The organism is Streptomyces sp. NPDC002742, assembly GCF_042888885.1.
GTDB lineage: Bacteria > Actinomycetota > Actinomycetes > Streptomycetales > Streptomycetaceae > Streptomyces.
Window position 1 is genome coordinate 106,312 of record NZ_JBIAQF010000015.1, and the last position, 14,705, is coordinate 121,016.

The window sequence follows — 14,705 nt, forward strand, 5'->3', positions numbered from 1 at the left end:
GGCCGTCCGCGCCATTGACAAGCGGTATCGCGCGTCTTGTGCTTGAGGGCGGGCAGAGCCCTGGCGGAAGGGGACGGACATGGCACGCGCGGTCGGAATCGATCTCGGTACGACGAACTCGGTGGTGGCCGTACTGGAAGGGGGTGAGGCGACGGTCGTCGCCAATGCCGAGGGCGCGCGCACCACGCCCTCGGTGGTGGCCTTCGCCAAGAACGGCGAGGTGCTGGTCGGCGAGGTCGCCAAACGCCAGGCCGTGACGAACGTGGAGCGCACCGCGCGGTCCGTGAAACGGTACATGGGCGATGTGACCTGGCGTTTTCCCGAGACGGGCAGCATCGACGGCACCCGCTACCGCGCGCAGGAACTGTCCGCGCGAGTGCTGCAGAAACTGAAACGGGACGCCGAGGCCTATCTCGGCGAGGACGTCACGGACGCCGTGATCACCGTGCCCGCCTACTTCGACGACGCGCAGCGCCAGGCCACCAAGGAGGCGGGCGAGATCGCGGGCCTGAAGGTCTTACGGATCATCAACGAGCCGACGGCCGCCGCCCTGGCGTACGGGCTGGACCGGGGCGAGGAGCAGACCGTCCTCGTCTTCGACCTGGGCGGCGGCACCTTCGACGTCTCGCTCCTGGAGATCGGCGACGGTGTCATCGAGGTCAAGGCGACCAACGGCGACACCCGGCTCGGCGGCGACGACTGGGACCAGCGGATCCTCGAGCACCTCGCGCAGCGCTTCAAGGCCGCGCACGGCATCGATCTGGGACGCGACAAGATGGCGCTGCAACGGCTGCGTGAGGGTGCCGAGAAGGCCAAGATCGAGCTGTCCTCGGCCACCGAGACCAACGTCAACCTGCCCTACATCACCGCCACCGCCGAAGGCCCGCTGCACCTGGACGAGAAGCTGACGCGTGCCCAGTTCCAGGAGCTGACGGCCGATCTGCTCGATCGCTGCAAGACCCCCTTCCATCTGGCGGTCAAGGACGCCGGTGTGAAGCTGTCCGCCGTCGATCACGTCATCCTGGTCGGCGGGTCGACCCGGATGCCCGCCGTCACCGACCTGGTGAAGGAACTCACCGGCAAGGACCCCCACAAGGGCGTCAACCCGGACGAGGTCGTGGCCGTCGGCGCGGGACTCCAGGCCGGTGTGATCCGGGGGGAGGTGAAGGACGTGCTGCTTCTCGACGTGACCCCGCTGTCCCTCGGCATCGAGACCAAGGGCGGCATCATGACCACGCTCATCGAGCGCAACACCACGATTCCGACGCGGCGTTCGGAGATCTTCACGACGGCCGCCGACAACCAGCCCTCGGTCGGCATCCAGGTCTACCAGGGCGAGCGCGAGATCGCCGCGTACAACAAGAAGCTCGGGGTCTTCGACCTCACCGGTCTGCCGCCCGCGCCGCGCGGCGTTCCGCAGATCGAGGTCGCCTTCGACATCGACGCCAACGGGATCATGCACGTCTCGGCGAAGGACCTGGCCACCGGGCGCGAGCAGAAGATGACCGTGACCGGCGGCTCGGCGCTGCCCAGGAACGACATCGACCGCCTGGTGCGCGAGGCCGAGCAGTACGCCGAGGAGGACCGGCGTCGCCGGGAGGCGGCCGAGACCCGCAACCACGGCGAGCAACTCGTCTACCAGACGGAGAAGTTCGTCCGCGAGAACGACGAGCGTGTCCCCGCCGAGACGCAGACCGAGGTCGCCTCGGCCGCCGCCGAACTGAAACAGCTCCTGGAGGACTCCTCCGCCGACACCGCCGCCCTGCGCGGCGCCATCGAGAAACTGGCCACCGTCAGCCAGCAGATGGGCCAGGCCATGTACGCCCGGGCCCAGCAGCAGACACCCCCGGAGGACCAGCCGCCCACCGGGCACGCCCCGGGCGAGGACGAGGGCGTGGTGGACGCGGAGATCGTGGACGAGGACCGGGACGGGAACACGAAGGACGGTGCGGCCTGAGCCGGCCGGTGTGATGGGCCGGTGGTCGGTCGGACTCGGACAGGTTCGTCGCCCCGGACACGATCGCCGCCGCCCGGACGAACAGTACGTGTGCGCGGTCGCGGCGGGCCGCGCTCCGGCACCGGGGTCGCTCAGTCCTGCCCGGTGACCCCGTTGACCCCGGTGACCCGGGGTCCACCCGGACCGCTCAGTGCTTGCGTCCGACCCCGGCGTACAAGGGCGCGACGCCTTCCCTCGCGGCCACCACGTCCTCCCTCTCCGGGCGCCAGTCGAAGACCGGGACGACTCCGGGGTCGACGAGTTCCAGACCGTCGAAGAACCTGGAGAACTCGTCCCGGGCGCGCGGGAAGAAGGGGGTGCCGCTGCGACGGAACAGCTCGGAGGCCTTCGCGACGCCCTCAGGGCTGATGTCGGCGGTGACCTGCGACAGGACGAGGTGGCTGCCGGGGGCGAGAGCGTCGACGTACTGTTCGAGCAGGCCGTAGACGTCGTCACCGCCGGTGTCGGCGTCCAGGTAGTGGGTGAGTGCGACCATCGACAGCGCGACGGGCTGCTTGAGGTCCAGGCACTCGCCCGCCAGCCGCAGGATGGTTTCGGGGTCGCGGACATCGGCGTGCACGTAATCGGTGCTGCCCTCGGGGGAGCCGTGCAACAGCGCCTCGGCGTGCCGCAGCACGATCGGATCGTTGTCCGCGTACACGACCCTGGCGTCCGGGGCGACCTGCTGGGCCACCTGGTGGAGGTTGGGCTGGGTGGGGATGCCCGTACCGACGTCCAGGAACTGTCGGATGCCGGCCTGCGCGGCGGTGCGTGTCGCGCGGTGCATGAAGCGGCGGTTGGCCCGTGCCCCGCGCACGGCGGTCGAGTCCGTGGCGAGGATCTTGCGGGCCAGCTCCTCGTCCACCGGGTAGTTGTCCTTGCCGCCCAGCCACCAGTCGTAGACACGGGCCGGATGGGGCCGGCTGGTGTCGATCCTGGTGGGTGCGGCTTCGCTTCCGGTCATGCGTCTGCTCCTCGGTCGGCTTCGGGGTGTCCGTGTGCTGCGATCGTCTTCGAGTGGGTGTACGGCCCGGCCGACGTGCCCGGTGGCGACGGCCCGGCCGGCGTGCTCAGTAGCGCTCGCGGCACTCCCGTAGGAGCTCCTTGGTGCGCTGGGCGGAGGCGGAGTGGGCCGACATGTGGTCCAGCACCTCCAGGTGCAGTGCCACCTCCTCGCGTGCGTCGAGGTAGAGGGCGCCGGTCACGTACTCGCTGTAGACGATGTCCGGCAGCTCCTGCTCGGCGAAGCGGAACAGCGCGAAGGAGGTGTACGTCCCCGGGTGCGGGCCGGCCGCGAACTCCGCGACCTGGAGCGTGATGTGATCGAGCGCGACCCATTCCAGCAGCCGGTCCATCTGGTCGCGCATGACCTCACCCCGGATGCTCACCGGACGCAGCAACGCCGTCTCGTCCATGATCACCCAGAGGTGGGGCGGGTTCTCGCGGGTGAGCAGCGCCTGGCGCTTCATGCGCAGCGACACATGCCGGTCGATGGCCTCGGGACCCGTCTGTCCGACCGTCCCGGCCTCCAGCACGGCCCGCGCGTACTCCTCCGTCTGCAACAGCCCCGGCACGAAGTGCGGTTCGTACGAGCGGATCAGTTCGGCCGCGCCCTCCAGGCTGACGTGCATGCTGAACCAGTCAGGCAGAACGTCGTGGTACCGCTGCCACCAGCCCGGTTCGTTCGCCTCCTCGGCGAGAGCCACGAAGACGTCCGCCTCGTCGTCGGCCACCCCGTACGTCGTCAACAGCACTTGTACATAAGGGATCTTGAGAGAGACCTCGGCCATCTCCATCCGCCGCACGGTCGCCGGGGCGACCCGCAGTACACGCGCCGCCTCCTCCCGCTTCAGGCCCGCGGCCTCACGCAGCTCCTGCAGCCGTCGCCCCAGAACCACCTGCCCGACGGTGGGTGCTGGTCGTCGCTCACTCACGCCCGCCTCCCCACGGCCGAAGTATGCGTGCAGTGTGCCATGTCTGTGCAGAACCATCAGAGATTGACTTCAACACGACTGAATCCAGGGCGATTTGAGAGAGGAAACACCTGATGCGCACGGCGCCCGCGGCCGGATCGCGGCGGGGCGGTCAGTGACCGACCGTCACGGACGCAGTGAATGTAGGTACTTGGCAGTCGCCGGGTCCGCGGGGAGGAGTGTCTCGATGGCCAGCTCGGCGACCGTCACGTCCATCGGGGTGTTGAACGTCGAGATGGACGAGATGAACGACAGGACCCGGCCCTCGTGTTCGATCCGCAGGGGGAGCGCGAAGTGGGGGGCCGGGCCGGGCGCCTCGTCGTCCTCGGCCGCGTCCCGGTCCGGGACCGGATAGGCCGCCACCTCCTCGTACAGCGCGCGCAGCGGCGGCGACCGCCGCAGCGCGATCTGCCGGTTCATCTGGGCGAGCAGATGGTCACGCCAGCCGCGCAGATTGCGGATGCGCGGCGCCAGACCCTCCGGGTGCAGGGTCAGCCGAATCGCGTTCAGCGGCGGCACGAGGAGCCGCTCCGGGACGCCCTCCAGCAGCATGGCGATGCCACGGTTCGCGGCGAGAACGTCGTACATCGCGTCGACCACCAGCGCCGGATACGGCTCGTAGCCCTGGATCAGCCGCTCCACGCCCTCGCGCAGCGCGTCCATCGAGGGGTCGTCGAGCGGGGTCTCCGGATAGTGCGGGGCGTAACCGGCCGCGAGCAGCAGCGCGTTGCGCTCGCGCACCGGCACGTCGAGGTGTTCGGCGAGCCGCAGCACCATCTCCTCGCTGGGGCGGGAGCGGCCCGTCTCGACGAAACTGATGTGACGGGCCGAGGAGCCCGCCCGCAGCGCCAGCTCCAGCTGACTCACCCGCCGCTCCTCCCGCCAGCCGCGCAGCAGCGGTCCGACACCCTTCTCGGCGGGGGAACTTGAGACGGCGGCGGGACCGGACGGGACAATGCGCATACGAGGACCGTAGTCGAGGAGCGGCACGTGAACGACCTGTGGAGCCTGTCCTGGGAGGCGGAGGCCCTCCACAGGTTCGTCCCGCACGGCCGACGACACCGCACGAACCTGTCCGCCGCCGGGGCCCGCCACCGATGAGCCGCCCGGCGCCGCCGCGGATGGGCTCCGGGGCCCGCCGTCGATGAGCCGCCCGGCCCGCCACCGATGGGCCCCCGGGTCTCGCGGTCGACGAGTGCCGGGGACGGGTTGCCGGCCGGCCCCGGGGCCGGGTCGAAGGCGAGTTCCCGGGGCCGGGCCGCTGACGCGACAACCGGGCCGGCCGTCGGTGAGCCGCGCCGCTCGCGCCCTGCCAGCCTGCCGGGTGCGGTTGTGGCACGCTGCTGGCCAAGGGATTCACCGCGTACCACCGTGTACCTGCCGTGCGACCCCGCACGTCTCACCCGCCGGACGAAGGGATCCGATCCATGGCCGTCGAAGCGCTGGCACAGAAGGAGATCGAGGAGCGGCTGGCGGAGTTGCCCGGCTGGTCGCTGGAGGGCGACCGGCTCGCCCGTACCTACCGGCTCGGCTCGCACTTCGCCGCGACCGCGATGGTCGTGCACATCGCCCAGGTGCAGGAGGAGCTCGACCACCACTCCGACCTCACCCTCGGCTACAACACGATCACCCTCACCGTGAACACGCACAGCGTAGGCGGCGCCGTCACCGCGCTCGACTTCGATCTCGTCCGCAGGGTGGAGGCACTGGCGCCGGGCCACGGCGCAAACTGACCTCTGTGCTGGACTACGACAAGGAAGCGGACCGGTACGACGCGACGCGGGGCGGCGAGCCACGGGCCGCCGCGGCCGCCGACGCCGTGCTCGCGCTGGTCCCCGACGACGCCCGCAGCCTGCTCGACCTGGCCTGTGGCACCGGCATCGTGACGCGTCGGCTCGCCGCCAGGCCGGGGCTCAGGGTGACGGGCGCGGACGCGGCGTACGGCATGGCGCGCGGGGCCGCCGCGCGTCTGCCGGGGGCCGTCGTCCTGGCCGACTGTCACCAACTCCCTTTCCCTGGGGGCTCATTCGACGCAGTGTCGGTCATCTGGCTGCTGCAACTGCTGGACGACGCGGGCCCCGTCGTGGCCGAGGCGGCGCGCGTCCTGCGCCCCGGCGGTGTGCTCGTCACCACCGTCGACAAGGCCGCGGCCCATCACGTCGGCAGCGACATAGACGCGTTGGCCGGCCCCTATCGCGACGAACGGGCCGCGGACGGGGCCGAACGCGTCACGGCGTACGCCGCCGAGCACGGCCTGGCCCCGAGCGGTACGACCCGTTTCCGGGGCCACGGCCAGGGCCGGACCCCCCGCCGCGTCGCCCACTTCATCCGGACCGGCGAGCTCTACGCGTCCGGCGGCCTCCAACTCGCGGACCGCATCGAGTCGTTGCCCGACCCGGATGTTCCGCGCCAGGAGCCCGAGTTCACCTTGCGGGCGTACCGCAAGGCCTGAACCCCGGCCCTGCGCCGGGCCGGACGGCGTCAGACGGCCGTCCTCCGGGTGAACTCCATGGTCCAGTTGGTCAGCCAGGTGTTCTCCCCCTCCAGAGAGAACGCCTGCTCCCACCGGGCCGTCGTCTCCGAGGTCCCCGACCACACGAACCGCACCCGCACGTCCTTCCCGTCGTGGGTGTCGTCGCCGTGGAACTCGCCCCGCCCGTCCGGCCCGAACCGCCCGAGCACCGGCGGGAACAGCTTCCCGCTGCGGCTGGAGGACCAGTTCAGCGACCACCGCTCGGTCTCCACGTCGAAGAGCCGCAGTGTCAGCCCGGTCCATCCCTGGCTCGGTACGTCGATCTCGTCGATGTTCGCCGCCCCGCCGAACAGGTTCCAGCAGCGGCTGACGGCCGGGAACTCCTCCCAGTCGCTCTCCGGGTCGAGGAAGTCGGTGCGGCGCCGGTTGAGGACGTCCCAGTCTCCGTGGAGGAAGTCGAAGTCGCGGGGGGCGGCGTTGTCGCGGGCGTCGCTCATGTGCGGTCCCCCGTGGTTCCTTCGGGCAGTGAGTCGGTCACGTAGGCCTCCAGGTCGGGCACTTCGGAGGCGAGCAGATGCCGCACCCAGGCGTCCCGCTCGTGCAGGATCGGCGGCAGCTCCCAGACGCAGCCGATCCACGGGAGGTCCACGGTGACGAAGTGCGCCGGGTCCCGGTCGGGGCAGCCCAGTACCGGCTGGCCCGCGGCGGCGCCCCGGAAGTGCAGGACGTTGTCCCACACCCAGCTGTACGCGTTGAAGTAGGCGCCGTCGTCACCGCCCCGGTGCAGGACGACGAAGGTGGCGGGCGGGGTGCCGTCCGGCTCGGGGAGCAGCCGCGGCAGCATCGCGTACGCCGCCCGCTCGACCTCGGGTTCGATACCGGCCGGGTCCGCGGTGACGTGGTACCGCTTGATCCACCGCCCCGCCACCTCGATGGCTGGCGGCACGGTCAGGAACTTCTCCCTGAAGGGCGCGGGTGGCGGGGAGCCCGGAGAGGCGATGGGCGGCGCGGAGGCCGTGGAAACGGTGGGCGGCGCGGAGGCCGTGGAGGTCCTCGAAGTCATGAGGAGACGCTAGGCCCGCTTCACTGACACCCTGTGTCAGTGAAGTCCAGCCGTCTCATCTCGATCCTGCTGCTGCTCCAGACCCGCGGCAGACTGACCGCCGCCCAGCTCGCCGAGGAACTGGAGGTGTCGGTCCGCACGGTGTACCGGGACGTCGAGGCGCTGAGTTCGGCGGGTGTGCCGCTGTACGGAGACGCGGGGCACGCGGGCGGCTACCGGCTGCTCGACGGCTACCGCACCCGCCTCACCGGCCTCACCACCGGGGAGGCCGAGGCGCTCTTCCTCGCCGGGGTACCCGGACCCGCCGCCGAACTCGGCCTCGGCCCGCTGCTCGCGGCCGCCCAGCTCAAGGTGCGCGCCGCCCTCCCGGCCGAACTGCGCGAGCACGCCGACCGGGTCGGCGGCCGCTTCCACCTGGACGCGCCGGGCTGGTACGCGGACGCCGACGAGACCCCGTACCTCGCCGCCGTCGCCGACGCCGTCTGGAACGGCCGGGGCCTGCGCATCCGCTACCGCCGCTGGCGCGAACCGACCGACGTGGAGCGCCGCCTGGAGCCGTACGGGCTCGTCCTGAAGGCGGGGCGCTGGTACGTCGTCGCCGGCCCGGGGCCGCGCACGTTCCGGGTGGACCAGATCCTCGAACTCGCCTCTTCCGGCGAGGAGTTCGCACGACCCGAAGGATTCGACCTCGCGGCGTACTGGACGGCGTACCAGCGGGACTTCCACGAGCGGCTGCACCGCGCGGAGGCGGTCGTCCGGATCGCGCCGGGAACCCGGCTGGGCGGTCCCGCCGGACTAGCGGTGACGGTCAACGGCCGTACGGAGAAGGACGGCTGGACGCGTGCCACCGTCCCCGTCGAGTCGGAGGACCAGGCCCATGACGACTTCCTGCGGCTCGGGACGGCGATCGAGGTCCTGGAGCCGCCCGGACTGCGCGCCCGCATCTCCGCCACGGTCGCCGAACTGGCCCGCAGATACGCGTAGAGAGCGCTTGCTGCGGAGCGGCAACTCCCGTACGGGCGGCGGCGACTGGGAGGGCAGAAGCAGTCCGTCCTCCCAGGAGGTACCACCGTGCAGCACCCGCAACGGCAGCACCACAGACGCGCGATCGGCTCGGCCCTGGCCGCCGCCGCCCTCATCGCCGCCGGACTCACCGCCCTCGGAGCCGGTCCGGCCCAGGCAGCCACGGCCAGGCAGGTCGAAGCGCTCGACCGGGGTGTCGTCAGTGTCCACACCGACAGCGGTAACCTCGTCAGCTGGCGCTGGCTGGGCACCGACCCGAACGACGTGTCGTTCAACGTCTACCGCGCCGGGACGCTGGTCAACTCCACCCCGATCAGCGGCTCCACGAACTTCTTCCACTCCGGCGCGCCCGCGCAGGCCGACTACACGGTCCGCGCGATCGTGAACGGCGTGGAGCAGGGCGACTCGGTGCACGCCGTCCAGTTCCGTACCGGCTACAAGGACGTTCCCATCACCCCGCCCGCCGGCGGTACCACCCCCGACGGGGTCGCGTACACCTACGAGGCCAACGACGCGTCCGTCGGTGACCTCGACGGCGACGGGCAGCTCGACTTCGTCCTCAAGTGGCAGCCGACGAACGCCAAGGACAACTCCCAGTCCGGCTACACCGGCGACACGATCGTCGACGGCGTCAAGCTCGACGGCACCCGCCTGTGGCGCGTCGACCTGGGCAGGAACATCCGCTCGGGCGCCCACTACACACAGTTCCAGGTGTACGACTACGACGGCGACGGCAAGGCCGAGGTCGCCATGAAGACGGCGGACGGTACGACGGACGGGAAGGGCACGGTGATCGGCAGTTCCTCCGCCGACTACCGGAACTCCAGCGGATACGTCCTGTCCGGGCCCGAGTACCTGACCATGTTCAACGGCCGGACGGGCGCGGCGATGGGCACCGTCGACTACGTCCCGGCGCGCGGCACGGTCTCCTCCTGGGGCGACTCCTACGGCAACCGGGTCGACCGGTTCCTCGCGGGAACGGCCTACTTGGACGGCTCCCGGCCTTCCCTGATCATGGCGCGCGGCTACTACACCCGTACCGTCATCGCGGCCTGGGACTGGCGGGGCGGCGCCTTCACCCGGCGCTGGACCTTCGACACCAACTCCTCGACCAACAGCGGCAGGGGATATGACGGGCAGGGCAACCACCAACTGTCCGTGGCCGATGTCGACGGTGACGGCAAGGACGAGATCGTCTACGGCTCCATGGCCGTGGACGACAACGGCTCCGGGCTGTGGACCACCAAGAACGGTCACGGCGACGCGATGCACGTCGGGGATCTCGACCCGTCCCGCGCGGGACTGGAGGAGTTCAAGGTCGACGAGGACTCCACCAAGCCGTCCTCGTGGATGGCGGACGCGAAGACCGGCGCGATCCTGTGGTCGACGGCCGCCAACGGCGACAACGGCCGGGGCGTGTCCGGCGACGTCTGGGCAGGCAGCGCGGGGGCCGAGTCCTGGTCCTCGCACGCCGACGGCGTCCGCGGTCCGCAGGGCACGGTGGTGGCCACCCGCAAGCCGGGCAGTGTCAACTTCCTGTCCTGGTGGGACGGGGACACCGTCCGCGAACTCCTCGACGACACCCACATCGACAAGTACGGCACGTCCGCCGACACCCGTCTGCTGACCGGCTCGGGCGTCCATTCCGACAACGGCACCAAGGCGACGCCATCCCTGTCCGGCGACATCCTCGGCGACTGGCGCGAGGAGGTCGTCTGGCCGACGACGGACAACACGGCCCTCAGGATCTACTCCACTCCGTACGAGACGACCACGAGGATCACCACCCTCCTCCACGACACCCAGTACCGCACAGCACTGGCCTGGCAGAACACGGCCTACAACCAGCCCCCGCACCCGAGCTTCTTCATCGGCAGCGGCATGGCGACGGCGCCTCGGCCGACGGTGTACACGCCGTGAACCGCGATATTCCTACTCCGAGGTGAACCGGTCAGGCCCCCTTCCGGACGCTCGGGACGGGGGCCTGACTCGTGGTCGTCGCGCCGGGGAGAACCCGGGGAAATCCAATCCGAGCAGTGTGGACCCCGTGTCTACTGGGCGTACCCCTGCTCGTCCATGCACTGCTGGAACGTCTTCTCGTGCATCGTGGCACTGTATGAGTCCGTGAGGGAATCCAGCGTTTCGTCGCCGCTGTCGGAAGAGTCTGGATAGGACTGTTGGGCAACGGTTTGGCAGTGAGCGCGTGCTTCGGCCTCGGTGAGCCGCGTGCTGGCGATGTCGTCCTGAAGGGGGACAACGGCGTTCTGCCCGTCCTTGCCGGCCGGGCCGGTCAGGCCGCGAGGACCGGGCAGTCCTTCCGGACCGGGCAGTCCTGCCGGGCCGGGTGTGCCGCTCTCGGACTTCAGGTCGCCGATCTGCACCTGTTGGACGATGAGTGCCGCCGACTGGGCGGCCAGGACGGCGATGAGGATGCTGCCGGCGACGAGGTTCCGCCGTGGTCTTCGCGGTGCTTCGATTTCGCTGTTCATGCGTCTCTCGGGACCTGGAGTGTGAAGTGCGGGTGGGCTGTCCGCGGCCGACGGCGCCACCGTCAGCTGTACGTCCAGCGCCACCCGCTGGACCGGTACGCGCACGTGATCCTGGTGCCGCCCGCGGTCGTCGTGCTGGCGCCGTGGTCGCTGTTGCGGCAGTACTGGCCGGCCGAGTAGCAGTTGCCCGCGTTGGAGGTGATCGAGCAGGTGCTGACGCTCGTGCCGCTGCCGCTGCCGCTGCCGCTGCCGCTGCCGCCACCGGAGCCGCCGCCGCTGCCGGAGGCGGCTTTTGCGGTGACGGTGACCTTCACCTTGACCGTCTCCGTCGCGGTGACCGTCGGTGCCGGTTTCGGCTTGGCCGTCGCGGTCTCGGTCGCCGTCGCCGTGATCGTGACGGTGGGCGCCGGTCGCACCTTGGCGGCCGCGGCCTTCGTGGTGTTGCTCTTCCGGCCGCTGTCGGCGCCGCTGTTGTCGCTGCTGCCGAGGCCGAGCGCGAAGGCGAAGAAGATCGCGGGCAACACGTACCGCTTCCGCGCCCAACGGGGTCTGGCCGGCTGCGGTGCGGGCTCGGGCGGCACGGGCGGCCGCCCGTATCCGAAGGATGGTGGCGGCTGGTTGTGCGACATGGTCCCCCCAAGGACGGTTCGTGGTGGGGTGACCGTATCGGGGGATGTGAAGAGAATGTGAGTGGCAGGTGAAAGAGTGGCGCAGTTGTGATCATCTCGGGTGGACCGAAGGAGTCGCGGACCGCGCGTCCCTGGCTGTCCTGCCGCGCGCCCGACCGGGAGACCGCGTGTGCCCCGGCCGCTCAGGGGCGCGTGCCTTTCGGGCACGGGCCCCTGAGGACGGCGGGCGGGAAGGTCAACTCACCGCGCAGGTCTGGTCCCCCAGCTTGAAGGACCCGGGTTTCGTGTTCGCCCCCGTCCAGCTCCCCGTGAAGCCGAAGCTCACCGTCGAACCCGGTGCCACGTTCGCGTTCCAGGTCAGGTTCTTCGCCGTGACCGTGGCGCCCGACTGTGTGTGGTCGGCGTTCCAGAGCTGGGTGATCTTCTGGCCGTCCGGGAAGGTCCAGCCCAGTGTCCAGCCGGTCCAGGCGGTGGAGCCGGTGTTGGCCAGTGACACGTCGGCCTGGAAGCCGCCCGACCACTGGTTCGTGATCTTGTACGTCACGGTGCAGGCCCCCGTCGGCGGGGGTGTCGGGTCCGTGCCGCCGCCCCCGCCGCCCCCGGTGTCCGAGCTGTCGCCGTAGACGATCCCGCGCCCGTTCGTCGCGACGTACACCCGCCCGTAGACCCGCGGGTCCCCGGTGATGGCCGCACCGGTCCAACCCCACTGGTGGGCGTCGTCGTTGATACGTGTCCAGGTCGCGCCCCTGTCCGTCGAGCGGAAGATCCCGCGGACGCCCCCGATCTTCGCGCTGGTGTAGAGCGTCTGGTAGGAGGCGCCGGTGGCCGCCTTGCCGAAGCCGATGGTGTCGGCCTGGTCGACGTTCGACAGTTTGGTGAAGGTCGTGCCGCCGTCAGTCGAGTGCCACAGTCCGTACGCGCCGCCGTCGCTCGCGCCGCCCGCGAGCCACACGTCGCCCTTGGTGCCGGGCAGCGCCTTGAAGCGCACGCTGTCCCCGCTCGGCAGACTGCCGGCCGAGGACGCGGTGAAGGTCGCGCCGCCGTCCGAACTGACGTAGAACTTGCCCGACTTGAAGCCGTAGAAGGTCTTCGCGTCGACCCGGTCCGACTCGACGACCGCCCCGGCGGGGATACCGCTCGACGCGGACCACGACGTACCGAACCCGGTGGTGTACTGCACCCCGGTGCCGGCCGGGCTCCACACGAAGCGGCTGCCGTCGGAGGCCGCGGCGACCGTTCCGCCCCCGGTGACTCCCGAAGGGTCGCTGCCCGCGAACCAGTTGGCGCCGTTGTCCGTCGAGAAGCCGATGTGCGGCCCGGAGTCGAGGTTGCCGACGCGGACCACGGTGTTCGGGTTGGACTCGGCGTAGTCGAGGCTGGTCGTGGTGGTGAGGTTCGGCGAGGTGTACATCATCGAGGGGACCTTGGTGAGATCCGTGTGGCGGAAGCCGCCGATGTCACCGAGCGCGCTGAGCAGGGGAGCGCCCGACGGGGGAGAGGCGAGGTCGTTGACGGCCGTCTCCTCCAGGCCCTGGACCATGGGCTTGACGGTGAACTGGCTCCCGGTGTCCCAGTCGGTGAGGTTCTCGGTGCCGTAGATCGTCGCGCCCGTCCCGTACATCATCCGGGCCGAGTCGAACGGGTCGATCTCCAGCCCCTCGGTCATCCAGCCGAGTTTGGGGGTCTGCTCGGGCGGCGAGGGATTCGCTCCGAAGGTCAGCCAGGGCACGGACGAGACGTCCATCGTGTAGCGGTTGGAACGGTTCGGGTACGACGTGTAGTCCCACGCCTTCGTCCAGGTGCCGCCGCTGTCCGTGGACCGGAAGATCTGGGTGTCGGGCCACCAGGAGCTGTACGCCGTCGCCATCACGGTGCCGGGGTGCTGCCGGTCGACGGTCAGCCCGCTGAAGCCGTAGTAGGTGTCGGCCTCCGCCACCGGGCTGATGTTCGTCCAGGTCCCGGTCCGGGTCGCGTACCGCCACAACTGGCCCTTGCCGCCGTCGTACGGGCCGCCCTTGTCGCTGTACGCGAGATAGAGGTAGCCGTTCACCGCGTCGAGAACGCCCTTGTGGGCGAGGTAGCCGGTCGGCTGGCCCGCGACCCTGGACCAGGTCGCACCGCCGTCCGTCGAGCGGTAGACCGCGTTGTCCTTGTCGGCGACCCCCACGTAGATCGTCTGCGTGGCGCTTCCCGAGGTGCCGGTCGACTCATCGAAGGTGACCCAGACGATGCCTTGGTTGTCGGAGGCGTAGCCGCTCGTGTCGGTCGCGTCCTGCACATAGTTTCCGACGTTGGGGAAGCCGGTGACCTGCGACCAACTGGCTCCGGAGTCCGTGGACTTCCACAGGCCCTTGCCGCTGGGCGCGCCGAGGTACAGCACGCTGTTCTTGTTGGGATCGACGGCCAGCCGCTCACCCATGCCGCGTCCGGGCATGTTGCCGCCCAGCTTGAAGGGCAGGTCGGCCTTCTGCCAGCTCGCGCCCCGGTCCGCGGAGCGCAGGACGGCCCCGTCGGTCGGGTCCCAGCTGTTGGTGTACGTGCCGACCGCCGCGTACACCTTGTTCGGGTCGGCGGAGTCGGAGGCCAGGCTGACGACGCCGGAGTGGCCCCACTCGTTCCAGCCGACCGAGTCGAGCAGCGGGGTCCAGCTCTTCGACGCCTGGACCCAGCGGTAGGCGCCGCCGATGTCCGTACGGGCGTAGGCGAGGTTCTTCTCGGAGCGGTTGAAGACGATGCCGGGGACGAAGCCGCCGCCGTCGATACGGGCGTTCTTCCAGGTGTACGTGTCGGCCGCGACGGCTGCCGTGGGGGTGCTCGCGGCCAGTGCGGGCGGGGTGCCGGCCAGCAGTCCGGCGGCGAGGGCGAGTACGGCCGTGAGGATGCGGGTTCTTCGCACGGTGGGGTCCTCTCCGGGAGCGATGGGGGGAAAGAGGGCGGAATGAGCGGGAGTCGGGGATGGAGAGCGTGATGGCCGGGCGGCCCTCAGTGCGGTGAGGGGCCGCCCGGCCGGTGGCCCTGCCGTCAGGGACAGGGCCGCGTACGCGGAGCCACAGCGGGGA

General features: G+C 70.5%; 13 protein-coding genes. 5 read left to right on the plus strand and 8 right to left on the minus strand.

The window, feature by feature from the left end; all coding sequences use genetic code 11:
* Positions 1-79: 79 nt before the first annotated feature.
* Positions 80-1,957 carry a molecular chaperone DnaK gene (dnaK, locus tag ACFYW8_RS26665; protein WP_389081022.1) on the plus strand — a complete coding sequence of 626 codons (1,878 nt, stop codon included), beginning with the start codon at positions 80-82 and terminating at the stop codon, positions 1,955-1,957.
* A gap of 187 nt (positions 1,958-2,144) precedes the next feature.
* Here dnaK and ACFYW8_RS26670 read toward each other — a convergent pair whose 3' ends face one another.
* From ACFYW8_RS26670 to ACFYW8_RS26680, 3 genes are all read right to left on the minus strand, one after another.
* On the minus strand, positions 2,145-2,960 hold the full coding sequence (locus ACFYW8_RS26670) for an SAM-dependent methyltransferase (protein ID WP_365872422.1): 816 nt from the start codon (positions 2,958-2,960) through the stop codon (positions 2,145-2,147).
* Positions 2,961-3,066: 106 nt separating this feature from the next.
* Entirely contained in the window at positions 3,067-3,930 is an 864-nt protein-coding gene (locus ACFYW8_RS26675) for a helix-turn-helix domain-containing protein (protein WP_389081031.1), read from the minus strand.
* A 165-nt stretch (positions 3,931-4,095) separates the two neighbouring features.
* Complete coding sequence (locus tag ACFYW8_RS26680) at positions 4,096-4,932, minus strand: helix-turn-helix domain-containing protein (RefSeq protein WP_389081035.1); 837 nt, start codon at positions 4,930-4,932, stop codon at positions 4,096-4,098.
* A gap of 464 nt (positions 4,933-5,396) precedes the next feature.
* Here ACFYW8_RS26680 and ACFYW8_RS26685 point away from each other — a divergent pair, with 464 nt between their 5' ends.
* Positions 5,397-5,702, plus strand: a complete 306-nt coding sequence (locus ACFYW8_RS26685) for a 4a-hydroxytetrahydrobiopterin dehydratase (RefSeq protein ID WP_365872428.1) — start codon at positions 5,397-5,399, stop codon at positions 5,700-5,702.
* A 5-nt stretch (positions 5,703-5,707) separates the two neighbouring features.
* Positions 5,708-6,421: a class I SAM-dependent methyltransferase gene (locus ACFYW8_RS26690; protein WP_389081042.1), complete on the plus strand. Its 714-nt coding sequence runs from the start codon at positions 5,708-5,710 to the stop codon at positions 6,419-6,421.
* Between the two features lie 29 nt (positions 6,422-6,450).
* On the opposite strand, the gene ACFYW8_RS26695 is transcribed toward ACFYW8_RS26690, so the two are convergent.
* Together ACFYW8_RS26695 and ACFYW8_RS26700 are read right to left on the minus strand one after the other, a co-directional pair.
* Positions 6,451-6,939: a hypothetical protein gene (locus ACFYW8_RS26695; RefSeq protein ID WP_389081047.1), complete on the minus strand. Its 489-nt coding sequence runs from the start codon at positions 6,937-6,939 to the stop codon at positions 6,451-6,453.
* Positions 6,936-7,505 carry a hypothetical protein gene (locus tag ACFYW8_RS26700; protein WP_389081051.1) on the minus strand — a complete coding sequence of 190 codons (570 nt, stop codon included), beginning with the start codon at positions 7,503-7,505 and terminating at the stop codon, positions 6,936-6,938. Before ACFYW8_RS26700 ends, ACFYW8_RS26695 begins: the two co-directional genes overlap by 4 nt.
* Positions 7,506-7,544: 39 nt before the next feature.
* Between ACFYW8_RS26700 and ACFYW8_RS26705 the strand changes: the two genes are divergently transcribed.
* The gene (locus ACFYW8_RS26705) at positions 7,545-8,489 is read left to right on the plus strand and encodes a helix-turn-helix transcriptional regulator (RefSeq protein WP_389081054.1); all 945 of its coding nucleotides are present in this window, start codon (positions 7,545-7,547) and stop codon (positions 8,487-8,489) included.
* Between the two features lie 87 nt (positions 8,490-8,576).
* Entirely contained in the window at positions 8,577-10,448 is a 1,872-nt protein-coding gene (locus ACFYW8_RS26710) for a rhamnogalacturonan lyase (RefSeq protein ID WP_389081060.1), read from the plus strand.
* Positions 10,449-10,579: 131 nt separating this feature from the next.
* Here ACFYW8_RS26710 and ACFYW8_RS26715 read toward each other — a convergent pair whose 3' ends face one another.
* The 3 genes from ACFYW8_RS26715 to ACFYW8_RS26725 form a co-directional block, all read right to left on the minus strand.
* A complete protein-coding gene (locus tag ACFYW8_RS26715) occupies positions 10,580-11,017 on the minus strand; it encodes a hypothetical protein (RefSeq protein WP_389081065.1) in 438 nt (145 codons plus the stop codon).
* A 62-nt stretch (positions 11,018-11,079) separates the two neighbouring features.
* Positions 11,080-11,646 carry a hypothetical protein gene (locus ACFYW8_RS26720; RefSeq protein ID WP_389081071.1) on the minus strand — a complete coding sequence of 189 codons (567 nt, stop codon included), beginning with the start codon at positions 11,644-11,646 and terminating at the stop codon, positions 11,080-11,082.
* A gap of 235 nt (positions 11,647-11,881) precedes the next feature.
* Positions 11,882-14,542, minus strand: coding sequence for a cellulose binding domain-containing protein (locus tag ACFYW8_RS26725; protein ID WP_389081076.1), 2,661 nt, complete (start codon positions 14,540-14,542; stop codon positions 11,882-11,884).
* Positions 14,543-14,705 lie beyond the last annotated feature (163 nt).

Excerpts from the sequence above, each read along its gene's own strand:
- ACFYW8_RS26715 (WP_389081065.1), bottom strand. The coding sequence starts at position 11,017 with ATGAACAGCGAAATCGAAGCACCGCGAAGACCACGGCGGAACCTCGTC.
- ACFYW8_RS26680 (WP_389081035.1), bottom strand. The coding sequence starts at position 4,932 with ATGCGCATTGTCCCGTCCGGTCCCGCCGCCGTCTCAAGTTCCCCCGCC.
- ACFYW8_RS26720 (WP_389081071.1), bottom strand. The coding sequence starts at position 11,646 with ATGTCGCACAACCAGCCGCCACCATCCTTCGGATACGGGCGGCCGCCC.
- ACFYW8_RS26685 (WP_365872428.1), top strand. The coding sequence starts at position 5,397 with ATGGCCGTCGAAGCGCTGGCACAGAAGGAGATCGAGGAGCGGCTGGCG.
- dnaK (WP_389081022.1), top strand. The coding sequence starts at position 80 with ATGGCACGCGCGGTCGGAATCGATCTCGGTACGACGAACTCGGTGGTG.
- ACFYW8_RS26700 (WP_389081051.1), bottom strand. The coding sequence starts at position 7,505 with ATGACTTCGAGGACCTCCACGGCCTCCGCGCCGCCCACCGTTTCCACG.
- ACFYW8_RS26670 (WP_365872422.1), bottom strand. The coding sequence starts at position 2,960 with ATGACCGGAAGCGAAGCCGCACCCACCAGGATCGACACCAGCCGGCCC.
- ACFYW8_RS26695 (WP_389081047.1), bottom strand. The coding sequence starts at position 6,939 with ATGAGCGACGCCCGCGACAACGCCGCCCCCCGCGACTTCGACTTCCTC.